Annotated in this window: 13 protein-coding genes; 2 read left to right on the top strand and 11 right to left on the bottom strand. The window is 63.8% G+C overall.

Features of this window, described 5'->3' with window-relative positions; translation table 11 throughout:
• Window positions 1-519, top strand: a complete 519-nt coding sequence (locus C2U40_RS00815) for a mechanosensitive ion channel domain-containing protein (RefSeq protein ID WP_103827343.1) — start codon at window positions 1-3, stop codon at window positions 517-519.
• Between the two features lie 42 nt (window positions 520-561).
• Here the strand turns inward: C2U40_RS00815 and C2U40_RS00820 are convergent, their stop codons facing one another.
• The 11 genes from C2U40_RS00820 to C2U40_RS00870 all read right to left on the bottom strand — a co-directional run bounded on the left by C2U40_RS00820 (window position 562) and on the right by C2U40_RS00870 (window position 13,380).
• Window positions 562-810 (bottom strand): hypothetical protein, encoded by a 249-nt coding sequence (locus C2U40_RS00820; protein WP_011704519.1) that lies wholly within the window; start codon window positions 808-810, stop codon window positions 562-564.
• 63 nt (window positions 811-873) lie between these two features.
• Window positions 874-1,449: a DNA-J related domain-containing protein gene (locus tag C2U40_RS00825; RefSeq protein WP_029304511.1), complete on the bottom strand. Its 576-nt coding sequence runs from the start codon at window positions 1,447-1,449 to the stop codon at window positions 874-876.
• Window positions 1,446-3,233, bottom strand: coding sequence for a cation:proton antiporter (locus C2U40_RS00830; protein ID WP_181014751.1), 1,788 nt, complete (start codon window positions 3,231-3,233; stop codon window positions 1,446-1,448). Before C2U40_RS00830 ends, C2U40_RS00825 begins: the two co-directional genes overlap by 4 nt.
• 176 nt (window positions 3,234-3,409) lie before the next feature.
• The gene (locus C2U40_RS00835) at window positions 3,410-3,931 is read right to left on the bottom strand and encodes an MltR family transcriptional regulator (RefSeq protein WP_005308438.1); all 522 of its coding nucleotides are present in this window, start codon (window positions 3,929-3,931) and stop codon (window positions 3,410-3,412) included.
• A 126-nt stretch (window positions 3,932-4,057) separates the two neighbouring features.
• Window positions 4,058-5,203: a mannitol-1-phosphate 5-dehydrogenase gene (locus tag C2U40_RS00840; protein ID WP_016349320.1), complete on the bottom strand. Its 1,146-nt coding sequence runs from the start codon at window positions 5,201-5,203 to the stop codon at window positions 4,058-4,060.
• Between the two features lie 37 nt (window positions 5,204-5,240).
• Window positions 5,241-7,163, bottom strand: a complete 1,923-nt coding sequence (locus C2U40_RS00845) for a PTS mannitol transporter subunit IICBA (protein ID WP_016349321.1) — start codon at window positions 7,161-7,163, stop codon at window positions 5,241-5,243.
• 454 nt (window positions 7,164-7,617) lie between these two features.
• Window positions 7,618-8,664 (bottom strand): DUF418 domain-containing protein, encoded by a 1,047-nt coding sequence (locus C2U40_RS00850; protein ID WP_103827345.1) that lies wholly within the window; start codon window positions 8,662-8,664, stop codon window positions 7,618-7,620.
• A gap of 21 nt (window positions 8,665-8,685) precedes the next feature.
• The gene (locus C2U40_RS00855) at window positions 8,686-9,279 is read right to left on the bottom strand and encodes a TetR/AcrR family transcriptional regulator (protein ID WP_168755569.1); all 594 of its coding nucleotides are present in this window, start codon (window positions 9,277-9,279) and stop codon (window positions 8,686-8,688) included.
• A gap of 188 nt (window positions 9,280-9,467) precedes the next feature.
• Window positions 9,468-11,489 carry an exoribonuclease II gene (locus tag C2U40_RS00860; RefSeq protein ID WP_029301884.1) on the bottom strand — a complete coding sequence of 674 codons (2,022 nt, stop codon included), beginning with the start codon at window positions 11,487-11,489 and terminating at the stop codon, window positions 9,468-9,470.
• Between the two features lie 100 nt (window positions 11,490-11,589).
• The gene (locus tag C2U40_RS00865) at window positions 11,590-12,489 is read right to left on the bottom strand and encodes a LysR family transcriptional regulator ArgP (RefSeq protein WP_011704527.1); all 900 of its coding nucleotides are present in this window, start codon (window positions 12,487-12,489) and stop codon (window positions 11,590-11,592) included.
• 267 nt (window positions 12,490-12,756) lie between these two features.
• A complete protein-coding gene (locus C2U40_RS00870; protein ID WP_011704528.1) occupies window positions 12,757-13,380 on the bottom strand; it encodes an acyl-homoserine-lactone synthase in 624 nt (207 codons plus the stop codon).
• A 62-nt stretch (window positions 13,381-13,442) separates the two neighbouring features.
• Here C2U40_RS00870 and C2U40_RS00875 point away from each other — a divergent pair, with 62 nt between their 5' ends.
• On the top strand, window positions 13,443-14,225 hold the full coding sequence (locus C2U40_RS00875; RefSeq protein ID WP_103827347.1) for a LuxR family transcriptional regulator: 783 nt from the start codon (window positions 13,443-13,445) through the stop codon (window positions 14,223-14,225).
• The last annotated feature ends 196 nt before the right edge of the window (window positions 14,226-14,421 follow it).

Here is a 14,421-nt window from a genome sequence, read left to right on the forward strand (position 1 = left end):
ATGACGACATGGGAATCTTTTGGCGTGACCCTGCTGTTGCTGCTGGGTCACACCCTCATTCGCGGGCTTATTCACAAGAGCCTGCTGGCGCTGGCCCAGACCCGGCAGGTGAGCGAGAACCGGGTGCTCTACGTGGAGCACGTGTTCCACTTCCTGCTCGGCTGCGCCACCCTGCTGATCCTGGCCGGGGTGTGGGGGCTCGACTTCTCGCGGCTGGTGGTGCTGGCCTCCTCCTTCTTCGCGGTGCTGGGCGTCGCCATGGTGGCGCAGTGGTCGATCCTCTCCAACATCACCGCCAGCATCACCATCTTCTTCGCCTTTCCCTACAAGATTGGCGACCGGATCCGGATCCTCGACAAGGATGACTCGGTCACCGGGGTCATCACCGAGATCGGTCTGTTCTACGTGCGGGTGCGCGATGACAACGGCGATCTGGTCACCTATCCGGCCAACCTGATCCTGCAAAAGCCGGTCAGGCGGCTGGAGGGCAAGGGGGTGGATCCCCTGCAACCGGAATGAGAAAAGGCTCCCGCGGGAGCCTTTTTTGAGCCTGCCGATCCCTCAGCGTTCGAAGAAGCGGTAGAGATGCTCGACCTGGATCGGGCAATCCGCCACTAGGTGCACGTGCTGGCGGGCCTCCTCGACCGAGCCGAAGTAACGGGGGCAGCCCAGGGTGTCGGTCATCTCGTACAGCTTGCCGTCCTGACCCCTGAACTCCACGATCCAGCCGGGCAGGATGGCGTCCTGCAGGATCTCGGCTTCCTTGAAGGCTTGTTGCTGATAGAGCTGGCGAAGTTCGCTGACTGTCATGACATCCTCCCGTGACGCTTGATGCCACTTCAAGTCTAGTGGTTGCGGTCGGGGTCGGCCGGCTCATTTGGCCGATTTGAGGTGCTCCCAGGCCCAGCGCAGACGGATGAAGGTGTCGGCATCGCCCCCGCGATCCGGGTGGTGTTGCAGCGCCAGCTCCCGCCAGCGGCGGCGGATGGCATCGGGCTGCGCCCCGGTCGGCAGGGCGAACAGGGTTAGCGCCTCGGCCCTGTGTTCATCCCGCTCACAGGCCCGCCAGAAGCTGCCGAGCAGCGCCTCCACCTCCTCCCGATCGGTCTGCCAGAACACCTGCCAGTCAAGGTAGTAACTGCGCAGCGCCTCGCCCTGGGCGAGGGCGCTTGCCCCCTCGCGGGTAGCGAGCGGTTCGAGCCGGATATCCAGGGTGCTGATCACCAGCCACCACCCTTCGCCATGAAGCTCGGCCTGCAGCTGGTAGAGGGCGTTCATGATGAGGAAGTTGAGGCGAAACAGCTGCAGCTGCTCATCTCCCGGCAGGGGTGGGATGACCTCCTGGCGGCGCAGCTCGGCCAGCAGCTCGTGCACCTTGTAGCTGCCGCTTGCCTGCCGCAGCAGTGTCAGCAGCGGGGCCAACAGCGGGTTGGGCCGGGTCTCGCTCATGGGGCGGCCGTCTCCTTAGGCGGCTGCAGGGCGATCAACAGCTCCCCGGCCAGCGGTTCGACGGGGCCGGTGACGATGCGTGCCCGTCCCTTGCCGTCCAGCACGAACAGCGGAATGGCGCCCAGGTTGGCCTCCTGGTACTGGGTCCAGTCGAACGTCTCACTCAGCCGAGTCGCCTTGATCTGGCCGCCCCGGCTCAGCAGGCCGCTCAACCGGGCGTAGTTGACCTCGGGACCGAACAGGTTCTGGCGGGCGCGAAAGGTGGCGCTCTCCCGATTGGCCTTGCCGTGCTGCTCGCTGGAGCGCAGGGAGTAGACCTTCTCCTCGCCGTAGAGGTGGGCGAAGTGCAGCACGCCGAGGGCGTTGTTGTGGCGGTTGGGGGAGAGCGCCAGCACGGTGCTGATGCTGGTGAGCGGCAGGTGCAGCTCGGCGTGTTCGGATTGCGGGTTGCCGAAGTAGCAGGGCAGGTTGCTCATCCGCGCCTGACGGCAGAACTCCCAGGCCGGATCGCAGAGCTGGACCGGCACCCCCTGATCCGCCAGGGCCCGGCCGATGGCCCTCGCCACCGAGTTGGCCCCGATGATGAGCCAGGTGTTGGGGGCGCTCTGGCGCATCTTGAGCAGGCCGGCCAGCGGCGCCGAGGTGAGGCTCTGCAGCACCACGGTAGAGATGATCACCGCAAACACCAGCGGCACCAGCTTGTCGGCATCGGGAATGCCGGCCTGGTGCAGGCTGATGGCGAAGGAGGCGCTGACCGCCGCCGCCACGATGCCGCGCGGTGCGATCCAGCCGAGCAGGGCGCGGGCCCGCCAGGAGAGATCCGAGCCCCAGGTGGAGACCAGGATGCAGAGCGGGCGCGCCACGAACTGCACCACGCACAGCAGCGCCAGCACCATGGGGCCGAGCTGCCAGAGCTGGGCCAGATCGAGGCGGGCCGCCAGCAGGATGAACAGGGAGGAGATGAGGATGACGGCGAGATCCTCCTTGAAGGCCAGCACCTCCTCCAGATCCAGCCCCTCCTGATTGGCGAGCCAGATGCCAAACACGGTGACCGCCAGCAGGCCGGATTCGTGGCTGAGCCAGTTGGAGAGGCTGAAGGTGACCAGCACCAGCGCCAGCACCCCGAACTTGTGCAGGCTGACCGGCAGCCAGTCCTTGCGGATCAGCAGGGTGGTAAGCCAGCCGGCGCCGACCCCGATGAGCGACCCTACCCCCACCGTCTTGGCTAGCGCCAGCAGGGTGTGGCCGATGAGATCACCCTGGCTGCCGAGGCGCACTGCCTCGAACACCAGCACCGCAAACAGGGCGCCGATGGGATCGATGACGATCCCCTCCCAGCGCAGGATGCGGTCTACCTCCCGGGTCGGGCGGATCACGTTGAGCATGGGGGCGACCACGGTCGGGCCGGTCACCACCAGCACGGCGCCGAGCACCATGGCGACCCGCCAGTCCAGCCCCAGCAGGAAGTAACCGGCGCTGCCGATGACGGCGAAGCTGGCCAGCATGCCCACCGAGCAGAGGTTGCGCACCACCTTGCCGATCCCTTTCAGCTCGGCCAGGTGCAGGGTCAGCGCCCCCTCGAACAGGATGATGGCGACCGACAGGGAGACCAGCGGAAACAGCAGGTCGCCGAGCAGGGCGTCGGGGTCGAGCAGGCCGCTGACCGGGCCAAGCAGCAGACCGGTGAGCAGCAGAAACAGGATGGCGGGCACCCGCAGCGACCAGGCCAGCCACTGGGCCAGCACTGAGACCAGGGCGATCCCGGCCAGGGAGAGAGCAATCATGCAGACCTCGATTAAGGCGATGAACCCAGAGGAAGTGTAGTGGGGAAGATGGTCAGATTGACACCAGCCGGCGGCGGGAACAAGGGGAGAAGCGGATCGCGCGACAGCGGGCGTCACGGGGGCATGGCCGCGGGAGAGGGGCGGGGTGTGGCCGCTGGCTGCGGCCACCAGCCGGATTAGATGGGACTCTCTTTGTGGAGTTCGGTGACGCAGTCGGCCACCGCCAGCACCAGCGCCGAGCGCACCACCTGATCGAGCCGGTTCAGCTGCATCTGGTAGAAGGGCCAGTCCTCCTCGTTGGCGGGGGCCTCCTGCGGCATCATGCCGCCCTGGCTGACGCCGTGCAGACGTGCCAGCAGATCGCGGATCGGCTTGTCGCTGAAGCGGTAATCCTTGGGGTCGCGCACCAGAAAATCGCGGATCTTCAGGTAAGCCTCGAGATCCTGATAGCGCTCGAGGGAGATGAGGCCGAGGGCGAAGATGAGCTTGAGGCGCACCTCCAGCTGGCCGAGAGGGCCGCTCTGGTTGAGCAGGGGTTCGATGGCGTATTTGACGGCATACTCCTCCTGACGGAACGCGCGTCGCATCAGAGAGTCGACCGCCTCTTCCAGGATGGTCACGACCTCGAGAAAGAAGCCGCGAGGGCCATCCTGCTCGTTCAGTCGCTCCAGTACTTCATCTTCCTGGTGTGTGGTCATAAGTGCATTGGGTCCAGCTGACAGGGAGAGAGTGGACCTCTCTCCCGGTTTTTATCATATGGGGCAAATTCCCATGCCATTCAACCGGTTGATGCGGCTGCTTGGCGGTGAGTGCGCCCCATCAGGTCACTTCAAATTGCCATAACGGGTGACGATGGCGCTGACGATGTCGCTGTCGGCAGCCAGGCCGGTGATGCGAGCCAGAGCCTGGGCCGGGCCCAGCTCCGCCAGCAGCTGTTGCAGTTCCACCGCCTGCGGGTCATCGGCGTTGCGATAGTGCAGCGCCGCGGCGATCCCCTCCTGCAGGTGATCGCTCGGCAGGCCGTACTCCAGGGTGCCGAGCAGCGGCTTCACCAGCCGATCCCCCGCCGCCAGCTTGCGCAGCGGCTGACGGCCGACCCGGTCAATCTCGTCCACCAGATAGGGGTTGGCGAAGCGGGCCAGGATCTTCTCGATGTAGGCGGCGTGCAGGCGCGGGTCGAAACCATAGCGTTGCACCAGCACGGCGCCGCTCTCCTCCATGGCGCGACGTACCTTGCTGCGGATCAGCGGATCCTCGATCGCCTCGCGGATGGTGCGATAGCCCCTCAGCTTGCCGAGGTAGGCGGTGACGATGTGGCCGGTGTTGAGGGTGAACAGCTTGCGCTCGACGAAGGCCATCAGGTTGTCGGTGGGCTCCATGCCCGCCACCTGCGGCAGCTCGCCCTTGAACTGGGTCTGGTCGACGATCCACTCGCTGAAGCTCTCTACCGTCACTTCCAGCGGATCATCGTTGGCCGCCGCCGGCGGAACGATGCGATCCACCGCCGAGTCGACGAAGCCGATGCAGGCGTCGAGGGTGGCATGATACGCGACCGGCAGGTACTTGAGTACCTCCTGCTTGAGATGGCTGGTGCCGCGCACCATGTTCTCGCAGGCGATGACGTTGAGCGGCGTCAGGTTGCCGGCATCGAAGCGGGCCTGCAGCCCCTTGGCCAGGGTGCTGGCAATCTTGTCCAGAATGTTGGGGCCGACCGCGGTGGTGACCAGATCGGCGGTGATGATGCGGGCGATCACCTCGTGGCCGGCGGAGCTCACCGCCGCCACGTTGCGTACCACGTCCAGCTTCTGATCCGCCCCTACCACGTGCACCTTGTACTCCTGGCGGTGGTTGAGCTGATCGATCAGGGTCTCGTTGACGTCGGCGAAAGTGACCTGGTGGCTGGCGTCAGCCAGCAGTTTGCCGATGAAGCCGCGACCGATGTTGCCGGCACCAAAATGCAATGTTTTCATGATATTAACCTCTTGAACCAAAGACGATGAAGGACGATCAGGCAGCCTGTTCGGCACCCAGCAGATCCAGGAATTCCTGGGGATCCTGAGTGCTGGCCAGCCGGTCGATGAGGCCGGGTTCGTCCAGTGCATTGGTCAGGCGGGTTATCACCTGCATGTGTTCGTCGTTGCGGGCGGCGATGCCGATCACCAGCCGCGCCACTTCATCGGCCGCCTCGCCGAAGGCGACCCCGGCCGGGTATTGGCAGATGACGATACCGGTGCGCTTCACAAACTCCTTGGCGGCGATGGTGCCGTGCGGCACAGCGATGGATTCGCCGAGGTAGGTGGAGACCAGCTGTTCGCGCTCCAGCATGGCGTTGACGTAGTCGGGCGCCACGTAGCCCCGCTCCGCCAGCAGCTTGCCGGCAGCCCGGATGGCGGCCTCCTTGTTGTCGGCCTTGAGCCCAAGGTGCACGTCATGACGGCTCAGGGTGAACACCTCGGCGGCCTGCGGCTCGTAGCTGTCGTCGTTGGCGGCTACCAGCAGTTGCGGGTTGGCGACGTCATCGTTGGCGGCCTGGGTCAGGCTCTGTACCAGCTCCTGATAGAGACCGTTGTCGAGGAAGTTGGTGAGCGAGATGTGGTGGGCGTGCGGCGCGTGGCGACGGGCCCGCTCGGTCAGATCCTTGTGGGTGATGACCCAGTCCACCTGATCGTCGAGCTGATCGATGGCGCGGTTGGTGACGCTGATGTCGAGGCCGGCGGCCTGCACCCGCTTGCGCAGCAGGCCGGCGCCCATGGCGCTGGAGCCCATGCCCGCATCGCAGGCGACCACGATGTTGCGCACTGCCATCAGTTCACCGCCCGGCTTCTTGGCCGCTGCGGTCTCGGGCTTGGCACCCTTCATGGCTTTCATCTTGCGGGTAGCTTCACCGAGGGCATCGGCCTCGTCGGCTTCCGGCTGCTGGGCACGCACGAACACGGCGGCGACCAGGAAGGAGACGGTGGTGGAGGCGACGATGGAGAGCAGCACCCCGATCAGGGAGGCTTTCGGCGTCATCAACAACACGGCGAAGATGGAACCCGGTGAGGCGGGGGAGACCAGACCTGCGTTGAACAGGGTCAGGGTGAACACCCCGGTCATGCCGCCGGCGATCACCGCCAGGATGAGGCGCGGGTTCATCAGCACGTACGGGAAGTAGATCTCGTGGATGCCGCCGAAGAAGTGAATGATGGAGGCACCGGCAGCGGACTGCTTGGCGGCGCCGCGACCGAACACCATGTAGGCCAGCAGCACGCCCATGCCCGGGCCCGGGTTCGCTTCGATCAGGAAGAAGATGGAGCGGCCGTGCTCGGTCGCCTGCTGGATCCCCAGCGGCGAGAAGATGCCGTGGTTGATGGCGTTGTTGAGGAACAGGATCTTGGCCGGCTCAACGAAGATGGAGGTGAGCGGCAGCAGGTTGTTGTCCACCAGGAAGCCGACGCCACCGGCCAGTACGCCGGAGAGCACCTTGACGAAGGGGCCGATCACGAAGAAGGCGAGGATCGCCAGCAGCATGCCGATCAGGCCGGCGGAGAAGTTGTTGACCAGCATCTCGAAGCCGCTCTTGACGCGACCTTCCATCGCCTTGTCGAAACGCTTGATGGCCCAGCCACCGAGCGGGCCGACCATCATGGCGCCCATGAACATGGGAATGTCGGTCCCCACGATGACGCCCATGGTGGTGATGGCACCGACCACGCCGCCGCGCTCACCGCCCATCAGCTTGCCGCCGGTATAGCCAATCAGCAGCGGCAGCAGGTAGGTGATCATGGGGCCGACCAGCTTGGCCAAGGTTTCGCTCGGCAGCCAGCCGGTGGGGATGAAGAGGGCGGTAATAAAGCCCCAGGCGATGAAGGCGCCTATGTTGGGCATGACCATATTGGACAGGAAGCGTCCAAAATTCTGTATCTTGACTTTGGTATCCGGTGATAACATGTCGGGACCCCGTTTTAAGCCTGTTTGATTAAAAGTGGTAGTCGGGCTGGCCGGTTTTGCCGAACCGCCATCCCTGTCGTCTAAGCAACTTCAATCTACCAGCTTGTGATCAAATTAGGCTGAAAACGGGGTGTCTTGTGACACATCTCTCAAATACCACGACCACCCCCCTCCCTTCATAGTGATGTCGATCACATTCACTCTCTGTATTTCGGCTACATTTCGATCTTTACTGCCGCCAGCATCGTTTTTATGTGACACAAATCACCCTTTGCTGTTTGCGCAAACCCGATGTCAATGTGATCCAATTCTCACTTTCATTATTTGTATTCAATTGGAGCAATTCGTCTGACCTGAAAAGTGAGGGTATTGACGATGGATTGCTTGAATCCACATCAAAATAACCAATGAGTCAATTATTTTGTAACCCACTTTCAGTTTTTCATGATGTTCTTCAGCCGCAGAGCCGACGCATCAGCCACTCCAACGGGCCTCGCTCGAAGCGCATATTCCAGAGATTGGCAAACAGCAGCGCCGCCAGGGCGAAGAGGCTGGCGGCCAGCACCACCTCGGGCAGATCCTGCCCCTGCAGCCAGCCGATGGCCTCCAGTACTCCCATGCCGAGCATGATGTGGGCCAGATAGAGGGTCAGGGTCTGCCGGCCGACCGGCAGCCACACTCGCCACCAGCGGGCCTCGGGCAGGGCGCGTCCCAGCCAGAGGCAGAGGGCGATCAGGGTGCTGGCCGCACCCATGCCGAACAGCAGGTAGAGCGGCGCCGGGGGAATGGGCTGGGTCGCCAGCAGTGGCGCCAGCTCGGGGTTCGGCAAGAGGGTCGGCAACCAGAGCGACAGCCCCTTGGCCAGCGCCATGGCACTCACCCCGCCGGCCAGCAGCCAGCGCTGGGTGACCGGATTGGCCAGAGACTGACGGCTCAGCCAGAGTCCGTAGAGCAGAAAGCCCAGCCAGGGCACCACCGGGTGCCAGCCGTTGAACAGCAGATTGCGGATGAAGCCGGCCAGGGTCCAGAACTCGGGATAGCTGAAGCTGTGCCACTGCCAGCCCCGATCGTAATCGAGCAGGAACAGCAGGCCGACGAAGCTTGCCGCCAGCAGCGGGATCAGAGCCAGCAGCCAAGGGGAGGGAAGCCGGAGACAGCAGGCCCCCAGCAGAAAGTAGACGGCGTAGTAGTGGATGATGTCGGCTGGAAACACCAGGTAGTTGAGCAGCCCCACGATCAGCAGGAACAGGGCTCGCCTAGCGGTGTGGCTCATGGCCGCCGACCACGCCAGCTTGCGGGTCGACAGCCCCAGCCCGATGCCGGCCAGCACCACGAAGCTGGCGGCGGAGCGCCCTTCCAGTGCATCCAGCAGGGGCTTGAGCCAGGTCGGCCCCCCCGCCAACACCCCCATGGCGATGCGAAAATTCACCAGCACCATGCCGATAAGCGCCATGGCACGGGCCAGATCCAGTCCTTCCAGTCGATTGTGCGGGGTCGTCATGGTGGTGACTCCTTGGGGTGATCAGCGGGCCGGACCCAGCAGCTGGTCCAGCAGGGACGGCAACCTTTGTTCCACCGGTGCCTGCTGTGGATGCAGGGCCAGGGCGTGGCGCACCGCCTGCCCCTCCAGTGCGTCCAGCAGCAGCTGGGCGGTGAGATCCGGTTGCAGGTGTGCAGCCAGCTCCCCCGCCTGCTGGCCACGGCGCACCGCCGCCGCCAGGGTATCGCACAGCTGGCGCTGGTTGCTGGCGAAGGTGGCTGCCATCTCGGGGTGGCGGGTCAGCTCGGCCAGGATCTCGGTGCCGAGCAGCAGGTTCTCCGGGGTCAGCGACCAGGCGAGGTAGCCGGCGGCGAAGCGGGCCAGCGCCGCCCGGGCCGGCCCCTGGACCAGCTCATCCAGCAGGGGTTGCAGCTCGGCCGCCTCCAGCGAGGCGATCAGGGCGATCAGTTCCTCCTTGCGGGCGAAGTGGTTGTAGAGGTTGCCGAGGCTCACCCCGGCGGCGGCGGCGATGTCGCGCATGCCGGTCTGGTGGAAGCCCCGCTCGATGAAGCAGCCGAGCGCCGCCTGGATGATCTGTTCGCGTCGCTGCTCCAGCCGCAGGTTGTTGGTGGTCATGGGGATGCCTCTTGCCTGAAAACTTAACATGAGCGAACGTTCGTTCATTTGTGGGTTCACTCTATGTCCGTAACGAGCAACTGGCAAGCTCGGCACGTACAAAAAATGATCGCCGGACTCGGCGGGTGGCATGGTCCAATAAAAAAGCCCGCAGAGTGCGGGCTTTTTACAAGGTGGGGAGGCCTGGCTTATTCGGCCTTGGGGGCCTCGTCGGCAGGCGCGGCATCGGCTTCGCTGGTCGGGGCGACCGGCGCCGGGCCCGGCACCAGCTCCACCGCCGGCTTAGCGATGAGGGAGCGGGTCTCTTCCACCGCTTCGGTCAGCTTGACCTCGATGATCTGGCCGAGCTCGTAGACCACCTCGGTCTTGTCCAGATAGACACGACCGTTGTCCCAGTTGCACTCCAGCCGATCCTTGTTGTCCAGGATATGGCGGGCGGGCATGAACACCACAGCGCCGTTCTCGCGCAGACGCAGCTTGAGGCCGGCGCGCATCACGTCGATGATCTCGGCGTTGAACACCTTGTCGGTGCCGGCATCGGCCTTGAGGTAGCGGACATAGAGCCAGTCGCCGATGTCGCGCTCCACCATGCGGTGCAGGCGGCGGCAGGCGGTCAGGTGCTCGGTGAGCTCCAGGCTTGGGCGCTCACCCGGGGTCTTGCCGGCGATGACGGCCTTCAGCAGGCGATGGTTGACCATGTCGCCGTACTTGCGGATCGGGGAGGTCCAGGTGGCGTAGGCATCCAGCCCCAGGCCGTAGTGGGCGCCCGGCTCGGCGGACATCAGCGCATAGCTCTGGAAGCGGCGGATCTTGCCGTCCAGCCAGCGGGTGTCCAGGTTGTCGATCCAGCGGCGCAGGGCGCAGAAGCCGGACAGGCTGGCGATCTCTTCTTTCTCGAACGGGGCCTCGGCGCTTTTCAGCAGATCGATGGCGCCGTCGAGGGACTCTTCGTCAAAGCCGGTGTGAACGTTGAAGATGCCGTAGCCGACCTGCTTGCCGAGCACGCGGCCGGCGCAGATGTTGGCGGCGATCATCGACTCTTCCACCATGCGGTTGGCGATGCGGCGCGGCTCGACGTGAATGGCCAGCACTTCGCCGTTCTCGCCCAGCTCGAAGTCGTAGTCGGGACGATCCGGGAACACCAGAGCGTGCTCGGTGCGCCAGGCAATGCGCGCCTCGGTCATCGCCTTCATCAGCGGCAGCTGGGCCAGCACGCCGGCGTCGATATCCAGCTGTTTGCCGTGCTCGGCCCAGTCGGAGACGTCGTCATAGGTGAGACGGGCGTGGGAGCTGATGCGGGCGGCGAAGAACTCGGTCTCCTCCAGCAGCAGGCCATCCTCGGCGATGAGCAGACGGGCGCACAGGGTGTTGCGCTCCTCGCCCTCTTTCAGGGAGCAGAGCTCGTCGGAGAGGGTGCGCGGGATCATCGGCACGTTGCGGCCCGGCATGTAGACGGTGAAGGCGCGCTGGGCGGCTTCCTTGTCCAGCTCGCTGCCCTCGGCCACGTAGGCGGTCGGGTCGGCGATGGCCACCAGCAGCTCCCAGCCGTTGTCCAGTTTGCGGATGGCCAGGGCATCGTCCATGTCCTTGGTCTTGGCGCCGTCGATGGTGAAGAAGGGGGTCGCAGTCAGATCGGTGCGCGGCAGCTCTTCCTCTTCGATCACCTTCCACTCCGGCAGATCCGCCGGCTCGACCTGGGCCAGGTTGTGGCGCGCCAGCACCACCCACCAGGGCACGTTGTGATCTTCCTGCGAGGCGATCTTCTGGGTGATCTCGGCAGAGAAGTTGCCGTCCACCAGGGCGTGACGCTTGAGGGTGGCAACCACCCAGTCCCCTTCCTTGAACTCTTTCTCGTCCAGCCCCTTCTTGACGCGGGCCTTGATGGCATCCTTGATCAGCGGGTGATCGGCGACCACGTTGAGGCGGTCACGGAACATCTTGACGCGAGCCACGAAACGGGTGACGGATTGCTCCAGCAGGGCATCCGGCTCGGCCACTTCCTTCTCTTTTTCGGTACGGATCAGGGCGCTCACCCGGTCACCGTGCATCACCTTCTTCATGTAGGGAGGCGGCACGAAATAGCTGGTCTTCTCATCGACCTCCAGGAAGCCGAAGCCGCGATCGGAGGCGCGGATAACACCCTCTTTCTTGGGGATGTTTTCGCGGATTTGTTGCTTGAGCTGGGCCAGCAGCGGATTGTCTTGGAACATAAGTGAGGAACCTGAAGTGGAAAACCTGGGTGGAGACCTGATGACGGATCGCCCAGCACTATACGTTTTTACCCCTCCAAAGCCAAGGTGAATGGCCGGTTCAGCCGGGTTGCAGTGCCCGGCGACCCTGCTCGATCAGACGCTGGGATATCTGTTTGTGCAGCCCCCGTTCCAGCACCCAGCGGTGCCAGTAGAGCCGCTCGACCAGATGCTGGTCCGGGCTGAGATCGAGCAGGCTGCCCTCCGCCAGCTGGCGGCGGATCTGCAATTCCGGGATCAGGCAGCAGGCCAGCCCCTGCTCGGCCATGGCGACGAAGGCCTCGGACGAGCGCACCGTGTGGCAGGGGTAGCCGCCGGGCTCCAGCCCGAAGTGGCGGGCCATGTAGCTGACGTGCATGTCGTCGCGCTGATCGAAGGCCACCGCCGGCGCCTTGGCCAGCGCAGCCAGGGTCAGCCCCTGCGGGAAGTGGCGGGCGACGAAGGCGGGGCTGGCTGTGAGCAGGTAGCGCATCTCGCCGAGCTCGTCGACGCAGCAGCCGGCCAGCGGCTGGCCGTGCAGGCTGACGGCGCCGAACGCCTGCCCCTCGCGCACCCGATCCAGGGTGCGGCTCTCGTCATCTACCAGCAGGTTGAGCTCGATGGGGTGCTGCTCCAGCAGCGGGGCCAGGGCCGGCAGAAACCAGGTAGCCAGGCTGTCGGCGTTGACGGCGATGCTGACCCGGATCGGCGCCTGCGGCTCGGCGGGGGAGAGTTCGCCGGCCAGTTCCAGCTCCAGCTGGCGCACCTGACGGTAGTGGGCCAGCAGCTTCTGCCCGAGCGCGGTGGCCTGCAGCGGCTGGCCGCGGATCAGCAGCGGCTCGGCAAACTGCTGCTCCAGCTGCTTGATGCGTTGGGAGATGGCGGACTGGGTGATGTGCAGGCGCTGGGCGGCCCGCTCGAAGTTCTGCTCCTGCATCACCGCATCCAGCGCCAGCAGCAGCTTGTAATCCAACGCCTTCATCAGCATGCCTTATCAACAGAGGGAATTGAGAAGGGATGCTACTCAAGTGGTGGCGGGAGAACAACCGGAGAACGCTGAAAATGTCGGCAGACCAGGCGTGACAAGGGCTGCGGGGTCAAAGCGGGTTTGTCACTGTGAGATGTGACAGTGGTGGTCAAAAGGTATTCAGGGGATACTCTTTTGCGTCCGTTTTTGCATGGGGTGGAAACGGGCCATAGCGAGAACTTTTAATCCCGGGTCTTACCCCGGGATTTTTTTGTGTCGCCTTTATTCGGTGACCAGTTCGCGCGCCTCGTCATAGGCACCCTGCAGGGGCTGGCCGACGGCACGGGCGAAACGCTCATCCAGATGGAAGCGGATCCCGACCCCGCGCACGGCCCCCAGATCCACCGCCTGGCGGTGACCGAGCCGTTCGATGGGCAGGCCGAGACGGCGGAAGATCCGCTCTACCGGCAGGCTGACCACGGCAACCAGCTCGCGGATCCCCTGAGCCTTGGCGAAGGCATAGACCTCGCGGAAGATGATGCAGGTCAGTTCGCTGATGCCGTTGCCGAGCCGGGGAGCCCGTTCGGCATCGATGGCGAGTCGGGTCAGCTCCCACACGTCGTTGCTGCGCGGCGGGGCTTCACCGGCGAGGGCGGTGGGGAAGATGCTGGGCAGCATGTAATCCTGGGCACAGCTGAGCAGACGGATGCAGCCGCACAGGCCTTCCTCGTCTTCGATCAGCACCCAGTGAGTATCAGGGGTATCGAAACTGTCCTGCTCCAGACCGCGGTGGGATTCCACATCCCAGCCGAGGCGATCGGAGAAGACGCGATTGCGAAAGCGATAAAGCTCGTTTTCTACCTCCCATCTGGGGTGTTCTTTTAATTTTCCTTTGAAAACAAGCATTCAGATGTCTCCATTTCAGTGTTCGGCGCTATAATCGAGGCCCTGGCCAGGGGGGCTAGCATATGAAACAAGACCAACTGCTTGAGTACCTCGAACATTTCACTTCGGTAACGGACGGGGATCGTTTGGCCGAGTTGATCGGTCGGTTCACGCTCGGTATGGGTTACGACTACTACCGGTTTGCGCTGATCATTCCCATGTCGATGCAAAGACCCAAGGTGGTGCTGTTCAACCAGTGCCCAGACTCCTGGGTGCAGGCCTACACGGCCAACCATATGCTGGCCTGTGATCCCATCATTCAATTGGCCCGCAAGCAGACCTTGCCCATTTATTGGAACCGGCTGGATGAGCGGGCGCGTTTTCTACAAGAGGGCAGTCTTGACGTGATGGGGTTGGCGGCGGAGTTCGGGCTGCGCAACGGAATTTCGTTCCCGTTGCACGGTGCGGCAGGGGAGAACGGCATACTGTCGTTCATCACCGCCGAGCGGGCATCGAGCGAGCTGCTGCTGGAGTCCTCGCCCATCCTCTCCTGGATGTCCAACTACATCTTCGAGGCGGCGATCCGGATTGTGCGGGTCAGTCTGCGGGAAGATGACCCTCAGGAGGCCCTGACTGACCGGGAGACCGAATGCCTGTTCTGGGCCAGTGAAGGGAAAACGTCGGGTGAAATCGCCTGCATCCTGGGGATCACGGAGCGAACCGTGAACTACCACCTCAATCAGGTCACCCGTAAAACGGGGTCGATGAATCGCTACCAGGCCATCGCCAAGGGGGTGAGCAGTGGCATTTTGCTGCCCAATCTCGAGCAGGTCGTGGTCACCAACTTCCCCAAGCTGATGCAATAAAACCCGATGATTCTCGGGGCAGAGTGATTGGCTAACAATTGTCAGATCCTGCAATTGACAGTCATGGCCGAATGGCGGCCCTTCTGCCCCGAAGGGGTTATGCCTGTCGTGCAGTCATTAGCAAAACCAATGGCTCAGCAGATCAATGAATTTCTCTAAATAGAACGGCCCCCTTTATAGTGCCGTCCAATCACTC

Origin of the sequence: Aeromonas sp. ASNIH4 (assembly GCF_002934425.1) — a bacterium.
Lineage (GTDB): Bacteria > Pseudomonadota > Gammaproteobacteria > Enterobacterales > Aeromonadaceae > Aeromonas > Aeromonas hydrophila.

Coding starts and splice junctions, on each gene's coding strand:
- C2U40_RS00815 (WP_103827343.1), top strand. CDS start 1: ATGACGACATGGGAATCTTTTGGCGTGACCCTGCTGTTGCTGCTGGGT.
- C2U40_RS00820 (WP_011704519.1), bottom strand. CDS start 810: ATGACAGTCAGCGAACTTCGCCAGCTCTATCAGCAACAAGCCTTCAAG.
- C2U40_RS00825 (WP_029304511.1), bottom strand. CDS start 1,449: ATGAGCGAGACCCGGCCCAACCCGCTGTTGGCCCCGCTGCTGACACTG.
- C2U40_RS00830 (WP_181014751.1), bottom strand. CDS start 3,233: ATGATTGCTCTCTCCCTGGCCGGGATCGCCCTGGTCTCAGTGCTGGCC.
- C2U40_RS00835 (WP_005308438.1), bottom strand. CDS start 3,931: ATGACCACACACCAGGAAGATGAAGTACTGGAGCGACTGAACGAGCAG.
- C2U40_RS00840 (WP_016349320.1), bottom strand. CDS start 5,203: ATGAAAACATTGCATTTTGGTGCCGGCAACATCGGTCGCGGCTTCATC.
- C2U40_RS00845 (WP_016349321.1), bottom strand. CDS start 7,163: ATGTTATCACCGGATACCAAAGTCAAGATACAGAATTTTGGACGCTTC.
- C2U40_RS00850 (WP_103827345.1), bottom strand. CDS start 8,664: ATGACGACCCCGCACAATCGACTGGAAGGACTGGATCTGGCCCGTGCC.
- C2U40_RS00855 (WP_168755569.1), bottom strand. CDS start 9,279: ATGACCACCAACAACCTGCGGCTGGAGCAGCGACGCGAACAGATCATC.
- C2U40_RS00860 (WP_029301884.1), bottom strand. CDS start 11,489: ATGTTCCAAGACAATCCGCTGCTGGCCCAGCTCAAGCAACAAATCCGC.
- C2U40_RS00865 (WP_011704527.1), bottom strand. CDS start 12,489: ATGAAGGCGTTGGATTACAAGCTGCTGCTGGCGCTGGATGCGGTGATG.
- C2U40_RS00870 (WP_011704528.1), bottom strand. CDS start 13,380: ATGCTTGTTTTCAAAGGAAAATTAAAAGAACACCCCAGATGGGAGGTA.
- C2U40_RS00875 (WP_103827347.1), top strand. CDS start 13,443: ATGAAACAAGACCAACTGCTTGAGTACCTCGAACATTTCACTTCGGTA.